The organism is Kitasatospora sp. NPDC006697, assembly GCF_042869935.1.
Taxonomy (GTDB): domain Bacteria; phylum Actinomycetota; class Actinomycetes; order Streptomycetales; family Streptomycetaceae; genus Kitasatospora.
This window is the reverse complement of sequence record NZ_JBIAGU010000027.1, coordinates 40,594-67,592: the sequence shown is the minus strand read 5'-3', so window position 1 is coordinate 67,592 and position 26,999 is coordinate 40,594. Positions and strand designations below refer to the sequence as shown.

Below are 26,999 nucleotides of genomic sequence, written 5' to 3'. Positions count from 1 at the left end.
TCAGAAGCCGAGCGTGAGCTGTTCGTCGCCCTCGGCTTCCCTGCTGCGCTTGAGGTGGCGCCAGCGCGGCAGCGCGTCCATGTAGGCCCAGGAGAGCCGGTGCAGGCCGGTCGGCCCGTGCTCCTCCAGCGCCGCGCGGTGCACCGGCGAGGGGTAGCCCGCGTTCTCCGCGAACCCGAACTCCGGGTACCGCGGCGCCAACTCGGCCATCAGCGCGTCGCGGTGGACCTTCGCCAGCACGGAGGCCGCCGCCACGCAGACGCAGCTCTGGTCGCCCTTGATCACCGTGCGGACCCGCCACGGCCCGCCCAGGTAGTCGTGCTTGCCGTCCAGGATCACCGCGTCCGGCTCCACCGGCAGCGCCTCCAGGGCCCGCACCGCGGCCAGTCGCAGCGCCGCCGTCATGCCGAGGTCGTCACACTCCTGCGCCGAGGCCTGGCCGATCGCCGAGGCGGTCACCCAGCCGGCCAGCACCGGCGCCAGCTGCTCCCGGCGGCGGGGGGTGAGCAGCTTGGAGTCGGTCAGCCCCTCCGGCGCCTTGCGCAGCCCGGTGACCGCGGCGCCGACCGTGACCGGCCCGGCCCAGGCGCCCCGCCCGACCTCGTCGAGCCCGACCACCACGCCGGCACCGGCTCGGCGGAGCGAGCGCTCCACGCTGTGGGTGGGCGGCTGGTAGGGCATGGCGACGGGTCCGTTCCGGGAACGCGGGTGGAGGGCGCGGGTGCCGAACCGGCTCCCGCGCCCTCCACCCTACGACCGCCGCACCGCGCCCCCGTACCGCGCGGACCGGTTCAGCCCTTGACCGACCCCGCCAGCAGCCCCCGGACGAAGTACCGCTGCAGCGCGAAGAAGACCATCAGCGGCACGATCATCGAGATGAACGCCCCGGCGGTGAGCAGTTCCCAGTGCCCGCCGAAGTTGCCGGAGAGCTGCGCCAGCCGGACCGTCATCGGCGCCACCTCCGGGGTGCCGCCGGCGAAGGTCAGCGCCACCAGCAGGTCGTTCCAGACCCAGAGGAACTGGAAGATCGCGAACGAGGCGAGCGCGGGCGTGCAGAGCGGCAGCACGATCGACCGGAAGATCCGGAAGTGCGAGGCCCCGTCCACCACCGCCGCCTCCATCAGGTCGCTGGGCAGCTGGGAGATGAAGTTGTGCAGCAGGAACACCGCCAGCGGCAGCGCGAACATGGTGTGCGCGAGCCAGACCGGCGCGTAGGTGTCCCGGAGGTTGAGAGCCGGCACGATGGTGACCGAGCCCAGGTGCGCGCCCTGCGAGAACAGCCGCAGCAGCGGGATCAGCGCCATCTGCAGCGGCACCACCTGCAGCGCGAAGATCACGAAGAAGAGCGTGTCGCTCCCCCGGAACTTCACCCAGGCCAGCGCGTACGCCGCCATCGCGGCCAGCGCCAGCGGGAAGAGGGTGGCCGGGATCGCGATCGCCAGCGAGTTCACCAGGTACGGCATCAGCCCGCCGCTGACCCCGAACCCACCCTCGAAAAGGACCGAGTGGTAGTTGTCGAGGGTGAACCCGGGGTGGCTGAGGACGGTCCACCACCCGGTGTCGGCCACGTCCTGCTTGGGCCGCAGCGAGGTGACCAGCAGCCCCAGCGTCGGCAGGGTCCAGAGCACGGTCAGCACGATCACCAGCAGCGAGGCGAGCGGGCTGCTGAACGACCGGCGGACCGCCCGCACCGCCGGCGCCGGCGGCCGGTCCGGGAGCGCGCTCCGCGGGGACGGGCCGTCGTCCGGGACCGCGTCGGTGATCGGACTGCTCATCGGTGGCCACGCTCCTTCCGCAACTGGACGATGTTGTAGGCGACCAGCGGCAGCACCGCGACGAAGAGCAGCACCGCGAGCGCGCTCCCCCGGCCGAAGTTGAACCCGGTGAAGGACTGCGAGTACATCTCGTTCGCCAGCACCTGGGTGCCGAAGTTGCCGCCGGTCATGGTGCGCACGATGTCGAAGGCCTTCAGCGTGATCAGCAGCACCGTGGTCAGCACCACCACCAGGGTGGTGCGGATCATCGGCACCGTGACGTGCCAGAACAGCTTCAGCCCGGTCGCCCCGTCCAGCCGGGCGGCCTCGGTGATCTCGTCCGGGATCGCCTTGATCGCCGCCGAGAGCACCACCATGGCGAACCCGGTCTGCACCCAGACCATCACCACCATCAGCAGGAAGGTGTTCAGCGGCTGGGAGAGGATCCAGTTCGGCGGGTTCTTCCAGCCGAACCAGATCGCGGTCTGGGTGAGCAGGCCGACCTGCGACTGGCCGGCCTGGCGCGAGTCATAGACGAACTTCCAGATGATGCTCGCGCCGACCAGCGAGATCGCCATCGGCATGAAGAAGAGCGACTTGTAGACCGACTGCCCGCGCATCCGGTCCACCAGCAGCGCCAGCACCAGGCCGAGCCCGGTGGCGGCCAGCGGCACCACCAGCAGCCAGAGCAGGGTGGTGACCAGCACCTGGTGGATGGTGTCGCTGCCGAACGCCCAACTGTAGTTGTCGGTGCCGATGAACCGGCTGCTGTCGGCGTTGCGCAGGCTGAGGTAGATCGTCCGCAGCAGCGGCAGCACCAGCCCGACCAGCAGCAACAGGACCGTCGGCCCGAGGAAGACCACCATGGCGAGCCGGCGCCCGAACCGCCCGGTGGCCCGCCCGGCCGCGTAGAAGACCAGCAGCAGCACGCCCAGGAAGCCGGCCGCCGCTCCCACGGTGTTGGCCAGTTTGACCCCGGCGTCGTCCCAGCCCGAAGCCAGCAGGACCGAGGTCGCGCGGGCGCCGGCCGGTGCGGCCGGCGCCAAGCCCGTGAACAGCATCCGGAGCTCCTACTGCGGCCAGGCCGAGTCGATGTCGCGCGCGGTCTTCTGGATCGACTGCCCCTCGGCGAACCAGGCGGTCAGCGACTTCCACTCCTGCCCGGAGCCGACCGCGGCCGGCATCAGGTCCGAGGCGTCGAACCGGAAGGTCGCCGCCGGGTCGGTGAGCTCGGCGGCCGAGAGCTGGTCGATCGGGTCGGTGTAGAGGCTCTTGTCCACGCCCTGGTTGGCCGAGACCCAGCCGGACGCGACCTTGACCCGGGAGCTGGCCCAGTCCGCGGTGGAGAGGTAGTCCTGCACCGCCTGCACCTCGGGCCGGTTGGCGAACGCGGTGACGAACTCGCCGCCACCCTCCACCGGGTTGGAGATCGCCGGGTTGACCGCGGGCAGGTGGAAGGCGAAGACGTCGCCGTCCGGGCCGACCTTGGTGCCGGCCGGCCACTGCGCCTCGTAGAAGGAGGCCTGCTGGAGCATCCAGCACTTGCCCTTGAGGATCGGGCTGCCGGCGTCCTGGAAGGTGGTGGTGGCGATGGACTTCACGTCGCCGAAGCCGCCGTTGACCCAGGCCGGGTTCTGCATCCAGCCGGCCACGGTCTGCATCGCCTGGGTGACCTGCGGGTCGCTGAACTTGATCTTGTGGCTGACCCACTGGTCGTAGACGTCACCGCCCTGGGCGCCGAGCACCACCTCCTCCAGCCAGTCGGTGGCCGGCCAGCCGGTCGCGGTGCCGGAGCCCAGCCCGCCGCACCAGGGCTTGCCGCCGTTCGCGCCGGACTTGGCGATGGTGTCGCTGAGCGTCATCAGGTCGGCCCAGGTCTTCGGCACCTGGTAGCCGGCCTGCTGGAAGGCCTTGGGCGAGTACCAGACCAGCGACTTCATGTTGGCGCTCATCGGGGCCGCGTAGAAGACGCCGTCGACCGAGCCGTAGGTCTTCCAGACCGGGCTCCACTTGGCCTCGTTGGCCTCGGTGGTGGCGGACGGCCGCTTCACGTGGCCGGTCTTGACCATCTGGGCCAGCAGGCCCGGCTGCGGGATGATCGCCAGGTCGGGCGCGTTGCCGCCGCTGACCCGGACCGGCAGCTGGGACTCGAAGTCGTTGGAGCCCTCGTAGGAGATCTTGATCCCGGTGCAGTCGCTGAACTGCTTCCAGGACTTCTCCAGCGAGTCGGACTCGGGGCTGGTGATCGAGGCGAACATGGTCACCGTGGTCCCCGCGTGCCCGGCGTACGGCTGGAACGGCGCGCAGGCGCCGGCCAGCGGCGAGGCCGAGCCGGTGCCGCCCCCGCCACCACCGCCGCCGCCGCTGGAGTTGTTGGAGCAGGCGGCCGCCAGGGCCAGGCCCAGCACCGCCGGTGCAACGAACAGTTGTCGGCGGAGCCTGCTACTCACACTGAGGTTCATCACGTTCTCCTGCGGCCTGGAACGAACGGAAAGGAACGAACGCATGGCGCGGCGCTGAACGACTGGGTGGATTGGGGAACTCGGTTACTGGTGCGTTGACGTTAACGCACTGATCATTCGCCGCCAAGGGACCGGACCGGGGATATCTGCCCTGGTTGACCCGGGAGACATCCTCATCCGCCGCAGGAAACGCACCGGCGTGCGAGGCCTTGGAACGGCCCCGCACGCCGCAGAGTCGGCCGGAAACCGACCGGCCTTCGTTTCAGAGGTCGAAAGCGGAAGCTGCTCCGCCGACCAGGAGTGGATCAACTAGTGCAGCCGGACCGGCAGCTCCCGCAGGCTGTTGACCACCAGCGAGGCGGTCGGCCGCAGCTCCCCGTCCGGTACCGCCAGCGCCAGCCCGGGGAACCGCTCGAACAGCGCGGGCAGCGCCACCTCCGCCTCCAGCCGGGCCAGCGGCGAGCCGGGGCAGACGTGCGGACCGTGCCCGAAGGACAGGTGCCGGGCCGGCTCCCGGGTGATGTCGAACAGCTCCGCCGTCACCCCGTGCTGCAGCGGGTCCCGACCGATCGCGTTGTACGAGACCAGCACCGGCTCGCCGGCCGGCACCACCACCGCGCCCACCTCGATCGGCTCGGTGCTGAACCGGAAGAGGAAGTTGCTGGTCGGCGGAGTCCAGCGCAGCGACTCCTCGACCACCGCGGACCAGGCCACCCGCCCGCTGCGGACCAGCTCCAGCTGGTCCGGGTGCCCGAGCAGCGCCCGCACCGCGTTGGTGATCAGGTTGACCGTGGTCTCGTGCCCGGCCGCGATGATCACCCGCAGCGTGGCGGCCGCCTCCTGGTCGCTCAGCGGCGCCGCGCCGTCCGGAAGGTCGGCCGCCAGCAGCGCGCTGGCCAGGTCCTCCCCCGGCTCCGCCCGGCGCTGCCGGACCAGGCCGTCGACCAGGGCGTTCAGCTCCGCGATGGTCGCCTGGATGCCGGCCGGGTCGGGCACGCTGCTGAAGAACCGCTCGTACAGCTCGCGGACCCGCCCGTGGTCGGCCGGGTCCAGGCCGAGCAGCGAGCCGATCACCGACATCGGCAGCGGGAAGGCGAAGGCCGACTTCAGGTCCACCTCCGGCCCGCCCGCGGCCAGACCGTCCAGCAGCTGACCGGTGATCAGCTCGATCCGCGGCCGCATCAGCTCTACCCGCCGCGGGGTGAAGGCCTGCGCCACCAGCGCGCGCAGCCGCCGGTGCTCCTCGCCGTCGGTGGTGACCATGCTCGGCCCGGGCACCGCCAGCCCGATCAGCGGCCAGCTCTTCGGCACCTCGCCGCGCTGGAAGGCGCCCCAGTGCCGGGCGTCCTTCACCAGCCGCTGGTCGGTCAGCAGCGCCTTGGCCTCGGCGTGCCGGGTGACCGCCCAGGCCGGCACCCCGCCCGGCAGCAGCACCGGCACCACCGGTCCGGCCGCCCGCAGCAGCGCCCCCTCGGCGGCGCTGTCCCGGGCGAACGGGTCCAGCTCCACCGGCTCCACGACAGCCTGGTCGGTCATCCGAACGCTCCTCCTGTGTTGGTGGCCGGGGTGAAGCCCACCGGCAGCGAGACCAGCGCCCGCACCCATGGCGAAGGCCGCCAGACCAGCGCGTGCTCGGCCACCGCCAGGCCCAGGTCGGGCAGCCGGTCCAGCAGCACCTCGATCGCGGTGCCGGCGATCACCTCCGCCGCCTCCTGAGCCGGGAACGGGCAGCGGTGCTCGCCGTGCGAGAAGCTCAGGTGGGCCCGGTTGCCCTCGGGCGGCGAGCCGTCCGCCTGCCGGACCGCCGGATCGCCGTTGGCCCCGGCGAAGCCGAGCAGCACCAGGTCGCCGGCGGCGATCCGCTGCCCGGCCAGCTGGGTGTCCCGGACCGCCCAGCGGCCGGCGAAGTTCTGCGTCGGGGTGTCCTCCCAGAGCGCCTCGGTGAGCGCCTGGGCCACGCTGCGCCGTCCGCCGGAGAGCGAGGCGGCGAAACGGTCGTCGGTCAGCATCAGCCGCAGCGCGCTGGCGATCCAGTAGGCGGTCGGCTGGTGCCCGGCGATCAGCAGCACCCGCAGGTCGCGGATCACCTCGTCGTCGGAGAGCCCGGCCGGGTGCACCAGCAGCCGGGAGGTGAGGTCGGCGCCGGGCCGGGCCCGCTTGGCCTCCACCAGCTCGGCCATCACGGCCAGCAGCGTCGCCGCGCCCTGCTGCGCGTCGGCCCCGCCGTCCAGCATGTCCAGCAGGCCCTGGATCAGCACCGGAACCTGGACCGAGTCCAGCCCGAGCGCCCAGCAGAGCACCAGCAGCGGCATCCGGTGGGCGAACTCGGCCACCAGGTCGGCCTCGCCGCGCCCGGCGAACTCGTCGATCAGCCGGTCGGCGACCCGCTCGCTCTGGGTCTTCAGCTCGTAGGGGTCGATCCCGGCCAGCGCGTCGGCCACCGCCCCGGCCCGGCGCTGGTGCTCACCGCCCTCGGTGTAGAGCAGCGACGGCACCGGCGCCATCATCGGCCGCAGCGGCCAGTCCGCCGGGATCGACGGCCAGGCGTGCCAGCGGCTGGAGTCCCGCCCGAACAGCTTGGGCTGGCCGGTCACCAGCTGCAGCTCGCGGTAGCCGATCACCAGCCAGGCCAGCACCCCGCCGGGCAGCTCGACCGGGGCCACCGGCCCGTGCTCGGCCCGCATCTCGCGGTAGACCTGGCCGGGGTCGGTCTGGAAGCGCGGCCCGTACAGCGGCACCGCGCCGCGGTGCGCCGGGCAGCCCGGGGGCGGGGTGGTCGCCGGTTCGGTCACGAGGGGTCCTCCACATCAGCTTCGGCCAGCCCGGCCAGGTGGCGGACCAGGGTGATCAGCACCTGCTTGCCGGACTCCTTCTCCCGCGCGTCGCAGTCGACCAGCGGCACCTCCGGCGCCAGGTCGAGCGCCTGGCGCACCTGGTCCAGGGTGTGCCGGGGCGGCTCGAAGTTGTTCCGGGCGACCACGAACGGCATCCCGTGCTGCTCCAGCCGGTCGATCGCGTGGAAGGACTCGGCCAGCCGGCGGGGATCCACCAGCACCACCGCGCCGAGCGCCCCGCTGAACAGCCGGTCCCAGAGGAACCAGAACCGCTCCTGGCCGGGCGCGCCGAACAGGTAGAGCACGTTGCGGTCGGAGAGCGTGATCCGGCCGAAGTCGAAGGCGACCGTGGTGGCCCGCTTGCCGGCCACCGCCGACGGGTCGTCGACCCCCACGCCGGCCTGGGTCATCAGCTCCTCGGTGGTCAGCGGACGGATCTCGCTGACCGCGCCGACCAGGGTGGTCTTGCCCACGCCGAAGCCGCCGACCACGACGATCTTGCTGGCGTTCTCCGCGGTGCTGCGCAGCGGCGGCCGGGCCGGGGCGGCGTCAGAGCCGTTGGAGTCCATGCAGTACCTGCTTCAGGGTGTCGAGGTCGGGCAGCCGGCCGGCGTGCGCGAACCGGGGGTGGCGGGCGGTGATCCGGCCGCTCTCCAGCAGGTCGCCGAGCAGGATCTTCACCACGCTGACCGGCAGCCCGAGGTCGGCGGCCAGCTCGACCACGGCGGTCGGGTGGGCGCAGATCCGCAGGATCCGGGCGTGTTCGGACTGCATGCCGGGCACCGGCCCGCTCTCCGCGACGATCAGGGTGACGGTGTCGAAGGCGTCGGTGGCGGCCTGGCTGCGCCCGCCGGTCACCGTGTAGAGCCGGTCCGGGCTGTCGTCCGGGCCGGGCAGCGGGCGGCGGCTCATGCGTCCGCGGCGGTGTCGTCCTCGGCGGTGTCGTCCTCCCGCGGCGGGGCGGTCAGCAGTTCGCCCAGCTGCTCGACCATGCCGTGCATGTTGTGGCCGACCAGGCCCACGTCGGCGCTCTCCTCGGTGACCACGGCCAGGTGCGCGCCCTGTCCGGCCTCGACGATGCACAGGATGCCGCCGTGGAACTCGGTCATCGACTGGCGCACCCCGCCGGTGCCGTCGCCGAACTCGATCGAGGCGCCGTGCGACAGGCTCTGGATGCCGGAGGCGATGGCGGCGAGCTGGTCGGCCTGGTCCTCGCTCAGGCCGGCGCTGTGGCAGAGCTTGAGTCCGTCCGCGGAGAGCACCAGGGCGTGCCGGGAGTCGGGCGTGCCGGCCAGCAGGTTCTCCAGCAGCCAGTCGAGGTCACGGTCGGTGGTGCTGCTCATCGAGGGTCGTCCTCCGGGAGGTCGGCGGTGGGTGCGGGGGTGGCCACCGGGAGCCGGGCGCCCTGCACGGCCTGGCGGAAGGCGCCGAACCGGGCGGCGTTCGGCCGGCGGCGCTCGGCCGCGACCGCGGCGGTGGGGGCGGGGGCCGGGCGTCCGGCGGTGGCGAGGGTCTGGCCGCGCCGGCGCCGCGGCAGGTCGTCGGCGGGCGGCTCCGCGACGGCGGCGGGCACGGCCGCGGCGGCGGCGCCCGCGGCGGGCACGGCGGGCACGGCGGCCGGCAGCACGGCGGGCTGCGCGGCGGGCAGGTCGGCGGCCTGCGCGGAGGGGACGGCGGCGGGCTCGGGCTCGGCCGGGTCCTGATGGGTGATCAGCTGGGCCGGGACCAGCACCACCACGCCGGTGCCGCCGCGCGAGGACGGCCGGAAGGAGATCGACAGCCCGTGCTTGCGGGCCAGCGCGCCGACCACCGCGAAGCCCAGTCGGGTGCCGGTGGAGAGCGTGGTCAGGTCCAGCGGCTCGCCGGAGACGGCCTGCTCGGCCCGGCGCTGCCAGAGCTCGGAGAGCCCCAGCCCGCCGTCCTCCACGGTGATCGCCAGTCCGGTGTGCAGTTCCTCCACGTAGACGTGCACCTCGGCCGGCGGGGCCGAGAAGTTGGTGGCGTTGTCCATCAGCTCGGCCAGCGCGTGCATCACGCCCTCGGCCGCGTAGCCGGCCACGGCGGCGGTGCTGGCGGAGTGCAGCCGGACCCGCTGGTAGGCGCCGATCCGGCCGAGCGCGCCGCGCAGCACGCTCTCCATCGGGATCGGCCTGGTCCACCGGCGGCCGCTGCGGGCACCGGTGAGCAGCGCGATGCCGTCGGCCATCCGGCCGACCTGCGCGGTGCCGTGGTCCAGCCGGAGCAGGTCGCCGAGCACCGCCTCGTCGTGCCGGTGCTCCATCTCGCGCAGCTCGGCGTGCATGCTGGTGGCCAGCGCCTGGACCCGGCCCGCGGCGGTCGCGCAGACCGCCAGCGCGGCGGCCCGCTGCCGCTCGCCGTGCGCCACCTCGCGGGCGAGCAGGGCCAGCAGCTCCTCGTGCGCGGTCTGCCGGTGGTCGACCAGCACGGTCTCCACCGAGGCGCCGGCCCGCAGCCGGCGGACCACCTCGGGGATGGTGTGCTCGGCGAGGCGGGCCAGCTCGTCCCGCTCGTCGTCGGCGGCGGCCCGGGCGGCGGCGGCCTCGGCCCGGGCCTCGACTGCCTCGGCCCGGGCGGCCAGGGTCTCGGCGCGGGCGGATTCGGCCTCGGTGCGGAAGGCACCGGCCCGGGCCCGGGCGGCCTGCGCCTCGGCGGCGGCGTCCGCGGTGGCGGTCTCGGCGCGCAGCACGGCGGCCAGCGCGGCTTCGCCCTTGGTCCGGGCGGTGGCGAGTTCGGCGGCGAGGCGGCGGGCCCGGCGGCGCTGTGCCAGCGCGGCGGCCACGGCGGCGCACCAGGCCGCGGCGGCGACGGCGGACCAGAGCCCCACGGTGCCGCGCTCGGTCGGCGGCGCCGCGGCGGTGGCGATGGCCACGGCAGCGGCGGCGGCCAGCACCGCCGCCAGGGCGGCGAGCAGCAGGGCCGGTCTGCCGGTCAGGCGGGGGCGTGCGGTCATCGGGTTTCCTCGGCGGGCGTCAGGGCGGGCAGGCGACAGCGCACCGGCCCCCCGAAGCCGGGAGCTACCTGATCAGTTCACGCAGTCAACAGATCATATCGATTCAGATAAGCCACTCAAACGGCCAGTTGACGTGACGTCTGACAAATGGACCGCTTCCGCACACGCCGCAGGGGCGGCGCCACCGTGCGTGGTGGCGCCGCCCCTGCGGATCGGCCGGGACCGGTCAGCTGCAGCCGCTGGTCGAGCCGCAGCCCTCGCAGAGGTAACAGCTGCCCGCGCGGCGCATCTTGGTGCCGCAGGAGAAGCAGAGCGGCGCGTCCGCGTTCAGCCCGAGCTGGATCTCCAGCAGTTCGGTGGAGTTGTGCGGGGCCTTGGCGGCCGGGGCCGGAAGGGCCGGCGCGGCGGCGGCCGGCTCGCTGACCGGCGCCGACTGGGCCAGGCCCTCGACGTCCAGCTCCTCCTCCAGCGGCTCGTAGGAGCCGGTGTCCAGGTGCCGCTGGCGCTCCTCCACCGAGTGGATGCCGAGCGCGGACCGGGTCTCGAAGGGCAGGAAGTCCAGCGCCAGGCGGCGGAAGATGTAGTCGACGATCGACTGCGCCATCCGCACGTCCGGGTCGTCGGTCAGACCGGCCGGCTCGAAGCGCATGTTGGTGAACTTCGAGACGTAGGTCTCCAGCGGCACGCCGTACTGCAGGCCGACCGAGACGGCGATCGAGAAGGCGTCCATCATGCCCGCCAGGGTCGAGCCCTGCTTGGACATCTTCAGGAAGACCTCGCCGAGGCCGTCGTCCGGGTAGGAGTTGGCGGTCATGTAGCCCTCGGCGCCGCCCACCGTGAAGGAGGTGGTGATGCCGGGCCGGCCCTTGGGCAGGCGCTTGCGGACCGGGCGGTACTCGACCACCTTCTCCACCGCGGCCGGCGCGGCCGGCTCGGCCACGGCGGCCTTCGGCTCCTCGGTCTTCTTCTTGGCCGAGAGCGGCTGGCCGACCTTGCAGTTGTCGCGGTAGATCGCCAGCGCCTTGACGCCGAGCTTCCAGGCCTCGAAGTAGATCTCCTCGACCTCCTCGACCGTGGCGTCCTCCGGCATGTTGACGGTCTTGGAGATCGCGCCGGAGATCCAGGGCTGGATCGCCGCCATCATCCGCACGTGGCCCATCGGCGAGATCGAGCGCTCGCCCATCGCGCAGTCGAAGACCTCGTAGTGCTCCGGCTTCAGGGTGGGCGCGTCCAGCACGTTGCCGTGCTCGGCGATGTGCGCCACGATCGCCTCGATCGCCTCGCCGTGGTAGCCCAGGCGCTTGAGGGCGCGCGGCACGGTGTTGTTGACGATCTGCATCGAGCCGCCGCCGACCAGCTTCTTGAACTTGACCAGGGCGAGGTCGGGCTCGACGCCGGTGGTGTCGCAGTCCATCATCAGGCCGATGGTGCCGGTCGGGGCGAGCACCGAGGCCTGGGCGTTGCGGAAACCGTTCTGCGCGCCGAGCCGCAGCACGTCCTGCCAGGCCTCGTTGGCCGCGGCCCAGACCGGGGCGTCCAGCTCGTCCAGCGCCACGGCGGCGCGGGAGGCGTCCGCGTGCTGCTTCATCACCCGCTGGTGCGGGGCGGCGTTGCGGGCGTAGCCGTCGTACGCGCCGACCACGCCGGCCAGCTCGGCGCCGCGGCGGTAGGCGGTGCCGGTCATCAGCGAGGTGATCGCGCCGGCCAGCGCGCGGCCGCCGTCCGAGTCGTAGGCGTGGCCGGTGGCCATCAGCAGGGCGCCGAGGTTGGCGTAGCCGATGCCGAGCTGGCGGTAGGCCCGGGTGGTCTCGCCGATCTTCTCGGTCGGGAAGTCGGCAAAGCAGATCGAGATGTCCATCGCGGTGATGACCAGCTCGACCACCTTGGCGAAGCTCTCGGCGTCGAAGGAATCGTCGTCGCGGAGGAACTTCATCAGGTTGAGCGAGGCGAGGTTGCAGCTGGAGTTGTCCAGGTGCATGTACTCGGAGCAGGGGTTGGAGGCGTTGATCCGGCCCGACTCGGGGCAGGTGTGCCAGTGGTTGATCACCGAGTCGTACTGGATGCCCGGGTCGGCGCAGGCCCAGGCCGCCTCGGCCATCTTGCGGAACAGCTTCTTGGCGTCCACGGTCTCGATGACCTCGCCGGTCATCCGGGCCCGCAGGCCGAACTCGGTGCCGTTCTCCACCGCCGTCATGAACTCGTCGGAGACCCGGACCGAGTTGTTGGCGTTCTGGTACTGGACCGAGGTGATGTCGTCCCCGCCCAGGTCCATGTCGAAGCCCGCGTCGCGCAGCGCGCGGATCTTCTCCTCCTCCTTCACCTTGGTCTCGATGAAGGCCTCGACGTCGGGGTGGTCCACGTCCAGCACGACCATCTTGGCGGCCCGGCGGGTGGCGCCGCCGGACTTGATGGTGCCGGCCGAGGCGTCCGCGCCGCGCATGAAGGAGACCGGGCCGGAGGCGTTGCCGCCGGAGGAGAGCAGTTCCTTGGAGGAGCGGATCCGGGAGAGGTTCAGGCCTGCGCCGGAGCCGCCCTTGAAGATCATCCCCTCTTCCTTGTACCAGTCCAGGATCGACTCCATGGAGTCGTCCACGGCCAGGATGAAGCAGGCGCTGACCTGCTGCGGCTGCTTGGTGCCGACGTTGAACCAGACCGGCGAGTTGAAGCTGAACACCTGGTGGAGGAGGGCGTGGGTCAGCTCGTGCTCGAAGACCTCGGCGTCGGCGGGCGAGGCGAAGTACCCGTTCTTCTCACCGGCGGCGCGGTAGGTGAGCACCACCCGGTCGATGATCTGCTTGAGGCTCCACTCGCGCTGCGGGGTCCCGACGGCGCCGCGGAAGTACTTGCTGGTGACGATGTTGACCGCGTTCACCGACCAGAAGTCGGGGAACTCGACGCCGCGCTGCTCGAAGTTGATCGAGCCGTCGCGCCAGTTGGTCATGACGACGTCGCGCCGCTCCCAGGCGACCTGGTCGTAGGGGTGCACCCCGGGGGTGGTGTAGATGCGCTCGATCCGCAGACCGCCCTTGGCGGCCTTGCCGCCCTTGAGCGCCTTGTCGGACTTCGACCCGCGTGCGCTGCCGCTCGTGGTGTCTGTCACTTCTCCTCCTCCTGGACGCAATGCGCCCGTACACCCCAATTGTCGCCTCTGGGGTCGTGCTGCTTCGCTTCTCCTGGTGGGCGGGCAGGCCGGGGACGCCGACCGGTTCGCACCGTGTGTGTGGGTTTGCGCACCGTTTCCGGGCATGCCGGAACCCGGCGGAAAGCGCGGGGCGGCGCCGCCTAGGGCGTCGCGGCGGGCACGGGCACGGCGGAGCCGTCCGCGTCCTGGGTGGCGGCGGCCTGCTCGGCGCCGCGCAGTTCGGTGATCGCGGCCTCGAAGTCCGCGAGACCGTCGTAGGCCTGGTAGACCGACGCGAAGCGCAGGTACGCGACCACGTCCAGCTCCTTCAGCGGGCCCAGTATGGCCAGCCCCACGTCATGGGTGGACAGCTCACCGCTTCCGCTGCCCCGGAGGCACTCCTCGACCCGCTGGCCGAGCAGCGCGAGCGCGTCCTCGGTGACCGGTCGGCCCTGACAGGCCTTGCGGACTCCGGAGATCACCTTCTCCCGGCTGAACGGCTCGGTCACCCCGCTCCGCTTGATCACCATCAGCGCCGCCGTCTCCACCGTGGTGAACCGCCGGCCGCAGTCGGGGCACTGCCGACGGCGGCGGATCGCACTGCCGTCGTCGGTGGTGCGGCTGTCGACCACGCGGCTGTCGGAGTGCCGGCAGAAGGGGCAGTGCACGACGGGACTCCCTTCCTGGGGGCATTCCTCGGTGGGGCGGGCTGAGCCGGGTGAGCAGCCAACAGTCTAAGGCACCCGTTCAAGATCAACTGACGGGGACCACAACCTGTGGGCCACGAGCAGCTATCCAACCACTAGATCTAGGTGGATGCACCACTCAACACGCCAGGTTCCACGAGCCCTCCACGCCCTGCGCGGTAGCGTCGGAATCACCCCCGGCAATCGGTGCTGGTCAGTCGCGGGGGTCTTTTCGGCCACCCGCCGGACCGCTCCGGCGGGGCGGGTTAGAATCGGCTCGATCGAACATTTAAGCGAGCACACATACACCCAAAGCCTTGATCGAGTCCGCCAAATCCTCAATGATTCACTCGAACGTGTGTTTGGCGCAACCTTTCGATAGGTGCTGCCGTTGGGCTGGGCAAGCAGGGAGAACCGCCCGTCGAGAGGGGCCGCCGTGAGCACCGTACAGACCAGCAGCACCAGTCCCACCGCTCTCCAGAGCACCGTTGCCGACAGCCGCGGCATCCCGGTTCAGGAGGACCGCAGCAGCATGGACCGCAGCGACAGCCCCCGTCCCGGCGGCGCGCCGAACTTCCTGCAGGACCAGCCGGTCGAGCACGCCTCGGTGCAGGACGTGCCGCTCGGCCTGCCGAACGGCACGGTCCGTTCGATGCCCGGCCGCCCGCCCGGGATCCGCACCGACGAGGCCGGTCTGACCGAGCGCCAGCGCCGGGTGATCGACGTGATCCGCGATTCGGTGCAGCGCCGCGGCTACCCGCCGAGCATGCGCGAGATCGGCCAGGCCGTCGGCCTCTCCTCCACCTCCTCGGTGGCGCACCAGCTGATGGCCTTGGAGCGCAAGGGCTTCCTGCGCCGCGACCCGCACCGCCCCCGGGCCTACGAGGTGCGCGGCGTCGAGGTGACCCGGCCGAACACCGCCGAGGCCGCCGGCCGCCCCTCCACCTCCTACGTGCCGCTGGTCGGCCGGATCGCCGCCGGCGGTCCGATCCTGGCCGAGCAGACCGTCGAGGACGTCTTCCCGCTCCCCCGTCAGCTGGTCGGCGAGGGCGAGCTCTTCGCGCTCACCGTGCGCGGCGACTCGATGATCGAGGCCGCCATCTGTGACGGCGACTGGGTCACCGTCCGCCGCCAGCCGGTGGCCGAGAACGGCGACATCGTGGCCGCGATGATCGACGGCGAGGCCACCGTCAAGCGCCTCAAGCGCGAGGACGGCCGGATCTGGCTGATGCCGCACAACCCGGCCTACGAGCCCATCCCCGGCGACAACGCGACCATCCTGGGGAAGGTTGTCGCAGTCCTCCGCCGGCTCTGACCGATCTCCGGTTGACGGCCCGTCGAACTCCCTCGACGGGCCGTCGGCGTTCCCCGAGGAGCCCTCAGCCCCGCTTGGCCACCGGCCGGATCGGCGGCGCGCCCTGCGCGATGGCGGCCAGCGAGCGGCGCACCTGGTTGCGGTCGGTGGTGTACCAGAAGTCCGGCATCGAGGACCGGAAGAAGCCCCCGTAGCGGGCGGTGGCCAGCCGCGGATCCAGCACCGCCACCACCCCGCGGTCCTCGGCCGCCCGGACCAGCCGGCCCGCGCCCTGCGCCATCAGCAGCGCCGCGTGGGTCGCCGCCACCGCCATGAAGCCGTTCCCGCCGGCCTCCTCGACCGCCTTCTGCCGGGCGCTCATCAGCGGGTCGTCCGGGCGTGGGAACGGGATCCGGTCCATCACCACCAGCTGGCAGGAGGAGCCGGGCACGTCCACGCCCTGCCAGAGCGAGAGGGTGCCGAACAGGCAGGTCTCCGCGTCCGCGGCGAAGTTCCGGATCAGCTCGCCAAGAGTGTCCTCGCCCTGCAGCAGGATCGGCAGGTCCAGCCGCTCGCGCAGCTTCTCGGCCGCCGTCTGGGCGGCCCGCATCGAGGAGAACAGCCCCAGGGTGCGCCCGCCGGCCGCCTCGATCAGCTCCGCCAGCTCGTCCAGCATCTGCGGCCGGTCCGGCTCCCGGCCGGGCGCGGGCAGGTGCTTGGCCACGTAGAGGATGCCCTGCTTGGGGTAGCTGAACGGCGAGCCGACGTCCAGCGCGCGCCAGGCCGGCGGCGCCTCCTCGCTCTGCGAGCGGGCCGGCTCGGCCGCCGAGCGCTGGTCCGGCAGCCGGCCCTCGGCCGGCAGGCCCACCGAGCCGGCCACCCCGGTGAAGTCCCCGCCCAGCTTGAGGGTGGCCGAGGTCAGCACCACCGAGCGCTCCTTGTACAGGTTCTCCCGCAGCAGCCCGGAGACGCTCATCGGCGCCACCCGCAGCGAGGCCGGCACCAGCCCGTAGCGGTCGTTGCGCTCGATCCACACCACGTCGTAGGGCGACTCGGAGAGCAGCCGCTCGGTGGTGTCGTGCAGCGTCTCGGCCGAGGCCATCGCCTGCTTGCGCACCGCGTCCTCGTCGGAGAGGCCCTTGTCCCGGGTCTCGCCGAGCGAGGTGATCACCAGCCGGCTGGCGTCCCGGATCGCCGCCACGGCGTAGCCCAGGTACTCGGGCAGCTCGTCGACCTTGCCCGGCTGGGCGGTCTCCATCAGGCCGTGGAAGCTCTCGGCGGCGGCCTGCAGCGCGTCCACCGCCTTCTCGTTGGCCAGCCGGGCGGCCCGCTTGACCGCCCGGTTGACCGCGCCGACGGTCAGCTCCGCGGTGGCCGCACCGGTCACCCGGTTCACCAGTTCGTGCGCCTCGTCCACGATCAGCAGCTCGTGCTCGGGCAGCACCGGCGCGCCCTCGATCGCGTCGATCGCCAGCAAGGCGTGGTTGGTCACCACCACGTCGGCCAGCTTGGCCCGCTCCCGGGCCCGCTCGGCGAAGCACTCCTGGCCGTACGGGCAGCGGGTGGCGCCCAGGCACTCCCGGGAGGAGACCGAGACCTGCGCCCAGGCCTTGTCCGAGACACCCGGGGTCAGGTCGTCCCGGTCCCCGGTCTCGGTCTCGTCCGCCCACTCGCGCAGCCGCAGCACGTCCTCGCCGAGCTTGCCGCTCGGCCCGGCGATCTCGGCGAGCGGGATCAGCCCCTCCCCCTCCTCGCTCGGCGCGCCCTCGTGCGCCCGGTGCAGGCAGAGGTAGTTGGAGCGGCCCTTGAGCATGGCGAACAGCGGGCGGCGCCGCAGCGCCGGGTGCAGGGCCTCCACGGTGCGCGGCAAGTCCCGCTCCACCAGCTGACGTTGCAGCGCCAGGGTGGCGGTGGCGACCACCACCCGGTCGCCGTGCGCGAGCGCCGGGACCAGGTAGGCCAGTGACTTGCCGGTGCCGGTGCCGGCCTGCACCAGCAGGTGCTCGGCGCTGTCCACCGCCTCGGCGACGGCCTCGGCCATCCGGATCTGGCCGGGCCGTTCGACGCCGCCGACCGCGGTCACCGCGGCGTGCAGCAGATCGGGGATCCGGGCGGCGGTCGGTCCGGCGGGAGCGGCGGGCTCGGCGGCCGGGTCGTCGGCGGCCGGCAGCTGGGGTGGGGAGTCGTTCCTCATGGCCCTCCCACCCTACGGCGCCGGACTGACAACGCCTTCGCGCGGACCGGGCACCGGCTCGGTGTGCGCCGTCGGCACCGGCACGGCCAGCGGGTTCACCACCCAGCCGTGCACCGCCGCGTGCGGGCGCTGCGGCCGGTCCCGGTAGCCGTCCAGCAGCAGCCGGTTGCGGTTCAGACAGAGCCGGGCGATCCGCGGCTCCAGCAGGTCGAACAGCTCGAACCGGTCGGCCAGCTCCGGGAACCGGGCCTGGTACCGCAGGATCTCGGCCCGCAGCAGCGCCCAGAACTCCGGCTCCGGCAGCCCGCACCGGCGCTCCAGCAGGGGAGCCAGGAACCGGTAGACGCCGATGAACAGCCCGGCGTGCAGGAACTGGCAGAGCCCGGCCGGCCCCTCCCGCAGCAGCACCCCGGAGACCACCGGGTCGAGCCCGCGCAGCTCCGGCAGGTCCTGGTCGCTGATGTTGACGTCGTCCACGAAGTCCTTGACCGCCAGCCGCACCGGCACGTCCCGCCGGTCGAAGAGCAGGATGGCGTTCTCCCCGTGCGGCGAGAAGACCGTGCCGTAGCGGTAGAGGAAGTGCAGCAGCGGCGGCAGCATCACCCCGAACAGCCGGGCCGTCCAGTCCCGCGCGGTCAGCCCGGAGCGGGCGATCAGCTCCTCGGCCAGGCTGCGCCCGTCGCTGCCGGTCTGCAGCAGCGCGGCCAGCGTCCGCCCGCGCTCCCCCGGCTGCAGGCAGGCGCCCAGCGGCTCCCGCCAGATCGCCCCCAGCAGCTCCTTGTACTGGTACGGCGCCTCGGGCAGCCGGGCGTAGTAGGGGTGCCGCACCGCCACCGAGGCGACCTCGCCGAGCAGCACCACCCGGCACTCCTCGCGCAGGAACGGGTCCCGGTCGCGCAGCCCGTGGATCCAGGCGGTGACGGCCGGCGCGGCCAGCGCCCGCTCGGTCGGCAGGCCGCGCCAGACCAGCGTGTTGAGCACCGAGAGCGGCAGCTTGACGGTCCGCCGCAGCGGGGTGGTGACGTTGAAGAAGGAGCGGATCGACTGCTGCGGCAGCCGCAGGTCGCGGTCGGCGGGCAGCAGCACGATCCGGCCGTCCGCCACCCAGGGGGCGAAGAGCGGCAGCACCGTCTCGTCCCACTGCCAGGGGTGCACCGGCAGAAGCAGGTAGCGGTCCGGGTCCAGGCCGCGGCCGGCGAGCAGCCGCCGGTAGCCGGCCAGCACCTCCGGGTCCAGCTCCTCCCGGTAGAGCGCCGCCGGCTCGGCCAGCCCGCCCAGGCCCCGGTAGGCGGCCAGCTGGCGGTGCACCGCCAGCCAGCGCAGGCTCTGCAGCTGCCGGGCCTCCGGCGCCCAGGCGGCCGCGTCGGAGGCCGAGAAGCCCAGCCGGCCCTTGTTGAGCACGATCCACGGGTGCCCGCCCTGGTGGCCCTCCAGCGCGGTGTGGTCCAGCTCGGCCAGCTCGGCGGCGGTGAGCGCGCCGGCCGCCAGCCGCACGTCGGCCAGCAGGGTCGCGGTCAGCTCCCGGACCAGGTGGCCCGCGGTGTCCCCGGACAGGCCGAGCTCGTGACGGATCGCCAGCAGGAACTCGAACGGGTCCCCGGCCGGCTCGCCGTCCCGGCGCACCGAGCCGGGCTCGACCTGCCAGCTGCCGTAGGCCCCGCGCCGGGCGACGAACCGGAAGACCGGCCCGCCGCCGGCCGGCGCGATCCGGTACCCCTCCGGCACCGGCTCCGGCAGCAGCAGCTCCTCGTAGGCGAACTCGCCGATCAGCTTGGCCAGCAGGGCCCGGCAGGCCTGCTGCCAGCGGTCCGCGGTGAGCAGGTCATCGGCCGGCGGATGGGACATGGTGCTCCTCCTTGGCGGGGACGGGACCCTGGGCGGGCAGGGCGGCCGGGGCGAAGCTGGTCCAGGCGGTCCGGGCCGGCAGCTGGTGCACCGTCCGGCCGGTGAGCGCGTTGAGGATCACCGCGGCGCGGTGCGCGCCCAGCCCGAGGTCGGGGGTGCCGACCCCGTGGGTGTGCAGCTCGGCGTTCTGCACGTAGAGGCCGCCGGTGACGGCGGGCAGGGTGGCCACCCGGTGGTCCAGGTCGACCCGGAACCGGCCCTGCTCGTCCCAGTCGATCAGCTCGGCCAGCGGCTCCAGCAGCGCCGGCCGCCCGGCCCGGTAGCCGGTGGCCAGCACCACGGCGTCGGTGCGCACGGTCCGCCCGGCCCCCGAGTCGCGGTGCAGGCAGCGCAGCTCCAGGCCGCCGCACGGGCCGGGCAGCGCGGCGGTCACCTCGCTGCCGGGGGTGATCTCGGCGTCCGCGGCGGCGATCGGGCGGCCGATGGTCCGCTCGTAGAGCAGGTCGTGGATCTCCGCCAGGGTCTCCGCGCTGGCCGCCTTGTGCAACTGCCACTGCTCGGCGACCAGCCGGTCGCGCACCGCCTCGGGCAGCGCGTGGAAGTACCGGGTGTAGTCGGGGGTGAAGTGCTCCAGGCCGAGCTTGGAGTACTCCATCGGGGCCAGCGCCCTGGTCCGGGTCAGCCAGCGCAGCCGGGTGCCGTCCTGGCCGCGGGCCCGCAGCAGGTCCAGGAAGACCTCGGCGCCGGACTGGCCGGAGCCGACCACGGTGATGTCCCGGGCCCCGGCCAGCGCCTCCCGCCGGTGCAGGTACTCGCCGGAGTGGAAGACCGCCGGGTGTCCCTCCAGCGCGGCGAAGGCGGCCGGCCGGGACGGCTCGGTGCCGACCCCGAGCACCAGGTTGCGGGCCCGCACCGTCCGCTCCACCCCGGCCACCCGCAGCACGGCCTCGAAACCGCCGGCGGCGGCCCGGACGGCGGTGACCTCGGTGCCGAAGCGGCAGTTCGGCAGCCGCTCGGCGGCCCACCGGCAGTAGTGGTCGTACTCGCGGCGGGCCAGCTGGAACCGCTCGGCGAAGTAGAACGGGAAGAGCCGCTCCTGGGAGCGCAGGTAGTTGAGGAAGGACCAGGGGTTGGTCGGGTCCACCAGCGAGACCAGGTCGGCCAGAAACGGCACCTGCATCCTGGCCCCGTCCACCAGCATCCCGGGGTGCCAGCGGAACTCCGGCCGGGCCTCGCAGAACAGCGCGGTCAGCCCCGGCACCCGGTCGGCCAGCGCGGCCAGCGAGAGGTTGAACGGCCCGATGCCGACCCCCAGCAGGTCGTAGGGCTGGTCCTGCTGACGGTTCATCGGTTCGTCCTCGTCCTCGCTCGGTCGCGCAGCATCAGCACCGCGCGCTTCTCGGGCAGCTCCAGCTCGCCGGCCCGGCGGAACCCGGCGCGCTCGAAGGACCGCACGCTGGCGTGGTTGCGCAGGTCCGGCTCGGCCACCACCCGGCTGTGCTCCGCCAGCAGCTCCTCCGCCACCGCGTCGATCAGCAGCGCGCCCAGGCCGCGGCCGCGCGCCCCGGGCGGGCCGAGCAGCAGGTGCACGCCGACGTCGCCGGGCCGGGCCGGGTAGTAGGAGGCCAGCCGGTCCCGGTCCGCCCGGTAGACCTCCCAGTAGCTGACCGGCTCGCCGTCCAGCAGGCCGAGGTACGGCCGGCTGTGGCTGCCCGGCTCCAGCTGCGGGCGGACGTGCCGCCAGGTCAGCTCGGCCGGGCCGGCCAGCTCCCAGAACTCCGCCACCGCCGGGTCGTTCATCCAGCGGGCGATCAGCGGCAGGTCCCCCTCGTCGACCGGGCGTAACCGGAAGTCCCCCGTGGCCGTCACGCGGCCACCGGGTTGGCGATGTCCACGTAGACCGACTGGGTGTCCACCGGCCCGACCAGCTCGTCAAGCCCGTGCAGCCGGGTCAGCAGGTTGGCCTTGGCCCGAAGCCGCGGCGCGGAGAGCAGCCGGCCGGGCAGCGCGGAGCCGGTGGCGGCGGCCTCCGGTCCGGCCAGGAAGCGGCGCAGCTCGGCCAGCAGCACCTCCTCGCCGGCCAGCCGCTGCGAGCCGAACCCGCCGATCAAGCCGAGGATGTGGTTGATCCCCAGGTAGTAGGCGAACCGCTCGTCGGCGACCTGGTCGGTCACGAAGGTGTCGCTGGCCGCGCCGAGCCCGGGCAGCCGCCGCTCCAGCCGCTCGGCGTGCGAGGCACGGAAGTAGTAGCCCTGGTTGTCCCGGAACCGGCCGCCGCACGGCCAGCCGCGCTCGTCCAGCAGCACCAGGCTGTTCTGCTGGTGCGCCTCCAGCGCGATCCCGGCCCGCCCGTCCAGCCAGAGCACCGGCAGCACCACGGCGTGCAGGTAGCGGCCGAACCAGTCGGCGGCCAGCTCGGGCAGCGGGCGGCCCTCCCGCCGGGCCAGCGCCCGCAGCAGGTCGCCGAGTTCGGAGGGCACGGCGGGCGCCGGCTCGCCGAGCGGCCGCTCGGCGACCAGGCCGGCCACGCAGAGCGCCCGCTCGCCGGGTGCGAAGGGCTGCATTCGCAGCACGGTGTCCAGGCCGGTGGCCCGCTCCCCGTCCCAGCCGGGCAGATCCGCGCCGATCCAGGCCGGGTCGCGGACGATGTCGAAGCCGGGGTGCGCGGCCCGCCACTCGGCGCCCAGCCCGGCCTCCAGCAGCCGGTGCACCTCGACGCCCCGGTGCAGCTCCTTGCGCAGGTTCTCCCGGCGGGAGTTGGTGATCCGCAGGCCGAGCGAGAGCTTGAGCATCCAGGGCGTGCCGGGCCGGAAGACGGTGCGCACCGAGCTGGTCGGGTGCCAGGGGCGGCCGTGCCGGCCCAGGTCGTGCAGCAGTCCGCGGTCCAGCAGCTCGGCGACCTCCGGCCGGCGGGCCAGCTCCTGGGCCTGCCAGGGGTGCAGCGGCAGCGCGGCGGTGCCGGGCGGCAGCAGCTCCGGGGCGCCCAGCAGCTCGGCGGTCAGCCGGTCGGCGCCGCCGGGCAGCGCCGAATCGCCGGCCAGCAGCTCGCGGTCCACCGCGTACCAGTGCAGCGCGAAGCTGCCGCGCAGCTCGGGCGAGTAGGCGGCGCTCTGGGCCGGGCCGAGGCCGTCCCGGCTCTTCGGGGTGGGGTGCAGCGGGTGACCGAGCAGCAGCGCCTGCTCGGCCCGGAGGAACTCGCTGCGCACGGTGGGCCGCTGGTGCTCGCGGCGGTGCAGCAGCAGGTCGGCGGTGCGGGTCACCGAGTCGGCCACCCGGCCGGCCAGGTCGGCGACCTGCTCGGGCCGGGCGGCGGCGGCCCGGGCCAGCAGCGCGGCGGCGGTGACGGCGTCCAGCGGGCTCGGCCCGTCCGCCGCGACCAGGGTGACGGGGCCGAACCGGTGCCAGCCGCAGGGCGACCAGTGCCGCACCTCGGCCTGCAGCCGGGCGGCGCCGCCGAGCAGCGGGACCCGCAGCACCCCGTCCGGGTCCGGCTCGGCCGCGCGCTCGCGGCACCAGCAGCGCAGCAGTGCCTCCAGGGCGGCCTGTTCGGCCGCGACCGCCGGGTCCTGGTGCAGCAGCGGATCCGTCTCGGCGGACTGGTCGAACTGTCGGGGGACGGTGGCCGGGGCTCCGGTCAGGGCGGTGCTCAAGGCTGCTCCTCGGTGCGCGGAGGGGATGCGGGGGACGGCGGTTCGGCCGCGCGCACCGAACCGGGAGCATCCGGTTGGTCCAACGAGCGTCGGCCGCCCGGGTCACCGGGCGGTGCGCCCGTGCTGGTCACAGATCGATGACTGTCGGTCAGCTGCCGCAACTGGCCGCCCGGAAGGGCCGTCCTTGGCGCATGGGAGACTCCCTGTTCACACGCAAATCTCATGGGGGAACTGAACGCATGTCACCGATGTCACGTACCGGCCGGATGCTGGCCGCTGCCGCCGGGGCGGTCCTGCTCACCGCCACCGCCGCCGCCTGTGGTCCCGACGAAGTCAAGAACCCGCCGCCGAGCGCCGCGCCCAGCACCTCGGCCGCCGCCTCGGCGAGCGTCCCCGGCCTGCCCGCCGGGCTGCCCGGCCTGGACGTGCTGAAGAAGTGGAAGTTCTCGGACTGGGACAACTGGGCCAAGCAGCACGTGCTCAGCCAGGCCGCCAAGGGCTTCTGGGACCTGGAGAAGCTGCTCTCGGCCAAGCCCAAGGACCCGGTCGCCCCACCGCAGCAGCCCACCGACGACGGCAACGACCCGCTGCCGAACGCGGTCCAGGCGAAGGCGATGGCCCACCCGTACACCCAGTACGGCGTGGACGGGAAGGTCTTCTTCGACATCTCCGACAACCAGCACGCGGTCTGCTCGGCCACCGTGATCTCGGACCCGCAGCACCCGGGCAAGAGCAACCTGATCTGGACCGCCGGCCACTGCCTCACCAGCGGCAAGACCGGCAAGGAGTACACCAACATCGCCTTCGTGCCGGCCTTCAACAGCTCCGGCGCGGTCAGCAACGGCGCCAAGCCGAAGGACCGCAGCCAGTTCGCGCCGCTCGGCGTCTGGGACGCCACCCAGGCGATCACCTCGCCGCAGTGGCAGGCGGAGGGCGGCGAGCAGGGCAACGCGGCCAGCCAGTACGACTTCGCGATCCTGCGGGTGCAGAACGACGACGGCGGCGGCAAGTCGCTGGAGGAGACGGTCGGCGGCTCGGTGCCGGTCTGGTTCAACGCGCCGCGCGCCCAGCTGGGCATCACCGCGGTCGGCTACCCCGCCGCCAAGCCCTTCGACGGCATGGAGATGGAGCGCTGCGAGGGCGGCAAGCCGTCCCGGCTCTCCTTCGACTCCAGCCGCCCGCCGATGAACGTGATCGGCTGCACCATGACCGCCGGCTCCAGCGGCGGCGGCTGGTTCGCCGTCAAGGACGGCAAGCCCGCGCTGGTCTCCAACACCTCGATCGGCCCCGAGAACAGCACCTGGCTGGCCGGGCCGTACCTGGACGACGTGGCGGCCGGCGCCCTCGACTACATCGCCAAGAAGAACTGACACCCGCTGACTCCGCTTCAGCACCCGTCCTACCTACGGGGAACCACCCACATGTCACACCGGATATCCCGCCGCCTCGGCGCGGCCGCCGCCCTGGCCGCGCTCGCCCTCACCACCGCCGCCTGCGGTCCGGACGATCCGCCGAAGACCGGCGACGCCGCCTCGGCCGCCCCCTCGGCGGCCGCGTCCGTCTCCGCCTCCGCCTCGGCCGCCGGCAAGCCGGGCCTGAACCTGCCGTCCAGCCTGCAGGCGCTGAAGAACTGGAAGCCCGCCGACTGGGCGAACTGGGCCAAGCAGCACCCGCTCAAGAACGACATCGTCAAGGACCTCTGGACGGTGGACTCGATGAACAAGGCCACCCCGGCCGAGGCGATGAAGCCCAGCGCCAAGATGGGCACCGACGACTCGCAGAACGACCCGCTGCCCGGCGCCGTGCAGGCGGTCGGCGAGAAGCACCCCTACACCAACAACATGGCGGTCTTCGGCAAGCTCTTCATGAAGAGCCCGCAGGGCACCTACGTCTGCTCGGGCACCGTGGTCTCCGACCCGCAGCACCCGGGCAAGAGCAACCTGGTATGGACCGCCAGCCACTGCCTGCACGGCGGCAAGGGCGGCGACTGGCTGAAGAACATCGCCTTCATCCCCTCGTACAACCGCTCCGGCGCGGCGAGCAACGGCAAGCAGCCGACCCTGCAGCAGGTCGCACCGTACGGCCGCTGGTGGGCGGACTACGCGCTGGTCGCCCCGCAGTGGGTGGAGGAGGGCGGCGAGACCGGCGGCCCGGTCAGCCAGTACGACTCCGGCATCATCCAGGTGAGCAACCCGGACATGCCCGGCAAGTCGCTGGAGGAGACGGTCGGCGGCTCGGTGCCCGTCTGGTTCAACGCCCCGCGTGACAAGATCACCGCGCTGACCGCCTACGGCTTCCCGGCCGCCCCGCCGTTCAACGGCCAGGAGCTGGAGTACTGCGACGGCGGCCGCCCGAGCCGGCTCTCCTTCGACGACACCCGGCCGACCATGCTGACCATCGGCTGCACCATGACCGGCGGCTCAAGCGGCGGCGGCTGGCTGGCCCCGGGGCCGGACGGCAAGGCGGCGCTGGTGTCCAACACCTCGATCGGCCCGAACCCGTCGGCCTGGCTGGCCGGGCCCGAGCTGGACGACCAGGCGCAGAGCATGTTCCAGGAGATGACCCAGCTCCCGCAGCCGTAACGGGGGACGACGAGGGCCCGGCTCCCCTGGCGGGGGGCCGGGCCCTCGTGCGCGCGTACCGCGGACGGTCAGCGCTGGACGGCCACCGCGAACCGCTCCAGCTCGGCGGCCAGCTCGGCCGCCACCTTGGCGTGCACCAGGGTGCCCTCGCCGGTGTGCTCGGTGCCGATCAGCTCGCCCTCGGCGTGCACCCGGGAGACCAGGTCGCCGCGGGTGTAGGGGACCAGCGCGTGCACCTCGACGGCCGGGCGGGGCAGCTCCTCGTCGATCAGCTTGAGCAGCTCCTCGATGCCCGCGCCGGTGCGGGCCGAGACCACGATGGCGTGCGGCTCGCGGCGCAGCAGCCGCTGCAGCACGTGCGGGTCGGCGGCGTCGGCCTTGTTGATCACCACGATCTCCGGCACGTTCTGCGCGTCGACCGAGGTGATCACCTCGCGCACGGCGGCCAGCTGGGTCTCCGGCTCGGGGTGCGAGCCGTCCACCACGTGCAGGATCAGGTCCGCGTCGCCGACCTCCTCCATGGTCGAGCGGAACGCCTCGACCAGGTGGTGCGGCAGGTGCCGGACGAAACCGACCGTGTCGGCCAGCGTGTAGAGCCGCCCGCTCGGGGTCTGGGCCCGGCGCACGGTCGGGTCCAGGGTGGCGAACAGCGCGTTCTCCACCAGCACCCCGGCACCGGTGAGCCGGTTGAGCAGCGAGGACTTGCCGGCATTGGTGTAGCCCGCGATGGCGACCGAGGGCACCTGGTGGCGCCGGCGCTCCTGGCGCTTGGTGTCCCGGCCCTTCTTCATCTCGGCGATCTCCTTGCGGAGCTTCGCCATCTTCTCGCGGATCCGGCGCCGGTCGGTCTCGATCTTGGTCTCACCGGGACCACGGGTGGCCATACCGCCGCCGGAGGTGCCGGAGCCACCACCACCCATCTGCCGGGAGAGCGACTGGCCCCAGCCTCGGAGCCTGGGCAGCATGTACTGCATCTGGGCGAGCGAGACCTGCGCCTTGCCCTCCCGGCTCTTGGCGTGCTGGGCGAAGATGTCCAGGATCAGGGCGGTCCGGTCGACCACCTTGACCTTGACGACGTCCTCCAGGTGGATCAGCTGGCCCGGGGTGAGCTCACCGTCGCAGACCACGGTGTCGGCGCCGGAGCTCGCGACGATGTCGCGCAGTTCCAGGGCCTTGCCGGAGCCGATGTAGGTGGCCGCGTCGGGCTTGTCGCGGCGCTGGATCACACCGTCCAGCACCTCGGAGCCGGCCGTCTCGGCGAGCGCGGCCAGCTCGGCCAGCGAGTTCTCCGCCTCCTCGACCGTCCCGTCGGTCCAGACGCCGACCAGCACCACGCGCTCCAGGCGCAGCTGCCGGTACTCGACCTCGGTGACGTCCTGGAGCTCGGTGGAGAGGCCGGCCACGCGGCGCAGCGCGGCGCGCTCGCTGCGGTCGTACTGCTCGCCGTCGAACCCGGTGCCGAAGTCCTCGTCGATCACCGCGAGGTCCTCGTCCATCAGCGCTTCGGCCCGGAGGTCAGCGGGACGGCGGGCACTGCGGCCGGCGGTCTCGCTGGAAGTTTCGCGGTCTTCGAACGTGGAGGTCATCGTGTCCTTAGAAAACTCGG

21 protein-coding genes are annotated in these 26,999 nt (G+C 73.1%); 3 read left to right on the top strand and 18 right to left on the bottom strand.

All coding sequences use genetic code 11. From position 1 onward, the window contains the following. The 12 genes from ACFYNO_RS30195 to nrdR all read right to left on the bottom strand — a co-directional run bounded on the left by ACFYNO_RS30195 (nucleotide 1) and on the right by nrdR (nucleotide 13,810). Entirely contained in the window at nucleotides 1-681 is a 681-nt protein-coding gene (locus tag ACFYNO_RS30195) for a ribonuclease HII (RefSeq protein WP_388019592.1), read from the bottom strand. Between the two features lie 110 nt (nucleotides 682-791). Continuing rightward, on the bottom strand, nucleotides 792-1,775 hold the full coding sequence (locus tag ACFYNO_RS30190; RefSeq protein WP_388019589.1) for a carbohydrate ABC transporter permease: 984 nt from the start codon (nucleotides 1,773-1,775) through the stop codon (nucleotides 792-794). Next, nucleotides 1,772-2,815 (bottom strand): carbohydrate ABC transporter permease, encoded by a 1,044-nt coding sequence (locus ACFYNO_RS30185; protein ID WP_388019586.1) that lies wholly within the window; start codon nucleotides 2,813-2,815, stop codon nucleotides 1,772-1,774. The genes ACFYNO_RS30190 and ACFYNO_RS30185 overlap by 4 nt, the downstream gene beginning before the upstream one ends. A gap of 9 nt (nucleotides 2,816-2,824) precedes the next feature. After that, complete coding sequence (locus tag ACFYNO_RS30180) at nucleotides 2,825-4,216, bottom strand: ABC transporter substrate-binding protein (RefSeq protein ID WP_388019583.1); 1,392 nt, start codon at nucleotides 4,214-4,216, stop codon at nucleotides 2,825-2,827. Nucleotides 4,217-4,525: 309 nt separating this feature from the next. Then, entirely contained in the window at nucleotides 4,526-5,752 is a 1,227-nt protein-coding gene (locus ACFYNO_RS30175; protein ID WP_388019580.1) for a cytochrome P450, read from the bottom strand. Then, nucleotides 5,749-7,008 carry a cytochrome P450 gene (locus ACFYNO_RS30170; protein WP_388019577.1) on the bottom strand — a complete coding sequence of 420 codons (1,260 nt, stop codon included), beginning with the start codon at nucleotides 7,006-7,008 and terminating at the stop codon, nucleotides 5,749-5,751. The genes ACFYNO_RS30175 and ACFYNO_RS30170 overlap by 4 nt, the downstream gene beginning before the upstream one ends. Further along, the gene (locus ACFYNO_RS30165) at nucleotides 7,005-7,619 is read right to left on the bottom strand and encodes an ATP/GTP-binding protein (RefSeq protein ID WP_388019574.1); all 615 of its coding nucleotides are present in this window, start codon (nucleotides 7,617-7,619) and stop codon (nucleotides 7,005-7,007) included. The genes ACFYNO_RS30170 and ACFYNO_RS30165 overlap by 4 nt, the downstream gene beginning before the upstream one ends. Then, entirely contained in the window at nucleotides 7,600-7,962 is a 363-nt protein-coding gene (locus tag ACFYNO_RS30160; RefSeq protein WP_388019571.1) for a DUF742 domain-containing protein, read from the bottom strand. Before ACFYNO_RS30160 ends, ACFYNO_RS30165 begins: the two co-directional genes overlap by 20 nt. Next, nucleotides 7,959-8,393, bottom strand: coding sequence for a roadblock/LC7 domain-containing protein (locus ACFYNO_RS30155; protein WP_388019568.1), 435 nt, complete (start codon nucleotides 8,391-8,393; stop codon nucleotides 7,959-7,961). The genes ACFYNO_RS30160 and ACFYNO_RS30155 overlap by 4 nt, the downstream gene beginning before the upstream one ends. After that, a complete protein-coding gene (locus ACFYNO_RS30150; RefSeq protein ID WP_388019565.1) occupies nucleotides 8,390-10,021 on the bottom strand; it encodes an ATP-binding protein in 1,632 nt (543 codons plus the stop codon). The genes ACFYNO_RS30155 and ACFYNO_RS30150 overlap by 4 nt, the downstream gene beginning before the upstream one ends. Nucleotides 10,022-10,247: 226 nt before the next feature. Next, nucleotides 10,248-13,121 carry a vitamin B12-dependent ribonucleotide reductase gene (locus ACFYNO_RS30145; RefSeq protein ID WP_388019562.1) on the bottom strand — a complete coding sequence of 958 codons (2,874 nt, stop codon included), beginning with the start codon at nucleotides 13,119-13,121 and terminating at the stop codon, nucleotides 10,248-10,250. 182 nt (nucleotides 13,122-13,303) lie between these two features. Further along, nucleotides 13,304-13,810, bottom strand: a complete 507-nt coding sequence (gene nrdR / locus ACFYNO_RS30140) for a transcriptional regulator NrdR (protein WP_388019559.1) — start codon at nucleotides 13,808-13,810, stop codon at nucleotides 13,304-13,306. Nucleotides 13,811-14,480: 670 nt separating this feature from the next. Between nrdR and lexA the strand changes: the two genes are divergently transcribed. Then, entirely contained in the window at nucleotides 14,481-15,143 is a 663-nt protein-coding gene (gene lexA, locus ACFYNO_RS30135; RefSeq protein WP_388019742.1) for a transcriptional repressor LexA, read from the top strand. Between the two features lie 64 nt (nucleotides 15,144-15,207). On the opposite strand, the gene ACFYNO_RS30130 is transcribed toward lexA, so the two are convergent. From ACFYNO_RS30130 to ACFYNO_RS30110, 5 genes are read right to left on the bottom strand one after another with little or no spacing between them, the layout of a single operon-like run. Next, nucleotides 15,208-17,316, bottom strand: coding sequence for an ATP-dependent DNA helicase (locus ACFYNO_RS30130; RefSeq protein ID WP_388019556.1), 2,109 nt, complete (start codon nucleotides 17,314-17,316; stop codon nucleotides 15,208-15,210). A gap of 12 nt (nucleotides 17,317-17,328) precedes the next feature. Next, a complete protein-coding gene (locus ACFYNO_RS30125; protein WP_388019553.1) occupies nucleotides 17,329-19,161 on the bottom strand; it encodes an IucA/IucC family protein in 1,833 nt (610 codons plus the stop codon). Further along, nucleotides 19,139-20,509 (bottom strand): lysine N(6)-hydroxylase/L-ornithine N(5)-oxygenase family protein, encoded by a 1,371-nt coding sequence (locus ACFYNO_RS30120; RefSeq protein ID WP_388019550.1) that lies wholly within the window; start codon nucleotides 20,507-20,509, stop codon nucleotides 19,139-19,141. The genes ACFYNO_RS30125 and ACFYNO_RS30120 overlap by 23 nt, the downstream gene beginning before the upstream one ends. Beyond that, on the bottom strand, nucleotides 20,506-21,030 hold the full coding sequence (locus ACFYNO_RS30115; RefSeq protein WP_388019547.1) for a GNAT family N-acetyltransferase: 525 nt from the start codon (nucleotides 21,028-21,030) through the stop codon (nucleotides 20,506-20,508). Before ACFYNO_RS30115 ends, ACFYNO_RS30120 begins: the two co-directional genes overlap by 4 nt. Then, nucleotides 21,027-22,811: an IucA/IucC family protein gene (locus ACFYNO_RS30110; RefSeq protein ID WP_388019544.1), complete on the bottom strand. Its 1,785-nt coding sequence runs from the start codon at nucleotides 22,809-22,811 to the stop codon at nucleotides 21,027-21,029. The genes ACFYNO_RS30115 and ACFYNO_RS30110 overlap by 4 nt, the downstream gene beginning before the upstream one ends. Before the next feature lie 248 nt (nucleotides 22,812-23,059). On the opposite strand from ACFYNO_RS30110, the gene ACFYNO_RS30105 reads away from it, so the two are divergent. Continuing rightward, entirely contained in the window at nucleotides 23,060-24,181 is a 1,122-nt protein-coding gene (locus ACFYNO_RS30105; protein WP_388019541.1) for a trypsin-like serine peptidase, read from the top strand. 51 nt (nucleotides 24,182-24,232) lie between these two features. Beyond that, nucleotides 24,233-25,393 carry a trypsin-like serine peptidase gene (locus ACFYNO_RS30100; protein WP_388019538.1) on the top strand — a complete coding sequence of 387 codons (1,161 nt, stop codon included), beginning with the start codon at nucleotides 24,233-24,235 and terminating at the stop codon, nucleotides 25,391-25,393. A gap of 68 nt (nucleotides 25,394-25,461) precedes the next feature. Here the strand turns inward: ACFYNO_RS30100 and hflX are convergent, their stop codons facing one another. Then, nucleotides 25,462-26,979: a GTPase HflX gene (hflX, locus tag ACFYNO_RS30095; RefSeq protein ID WP_388019535.1), complete on the bottom strand. Its 1,518-nt coding sequence runs from the start codon at nucleotides 26,977-26,979 to the stop codon at nucleotides 25,462-25,464. Between the last annotated feature and the right edge of the window lie 20 nt (nucleotides 26,980-26,999).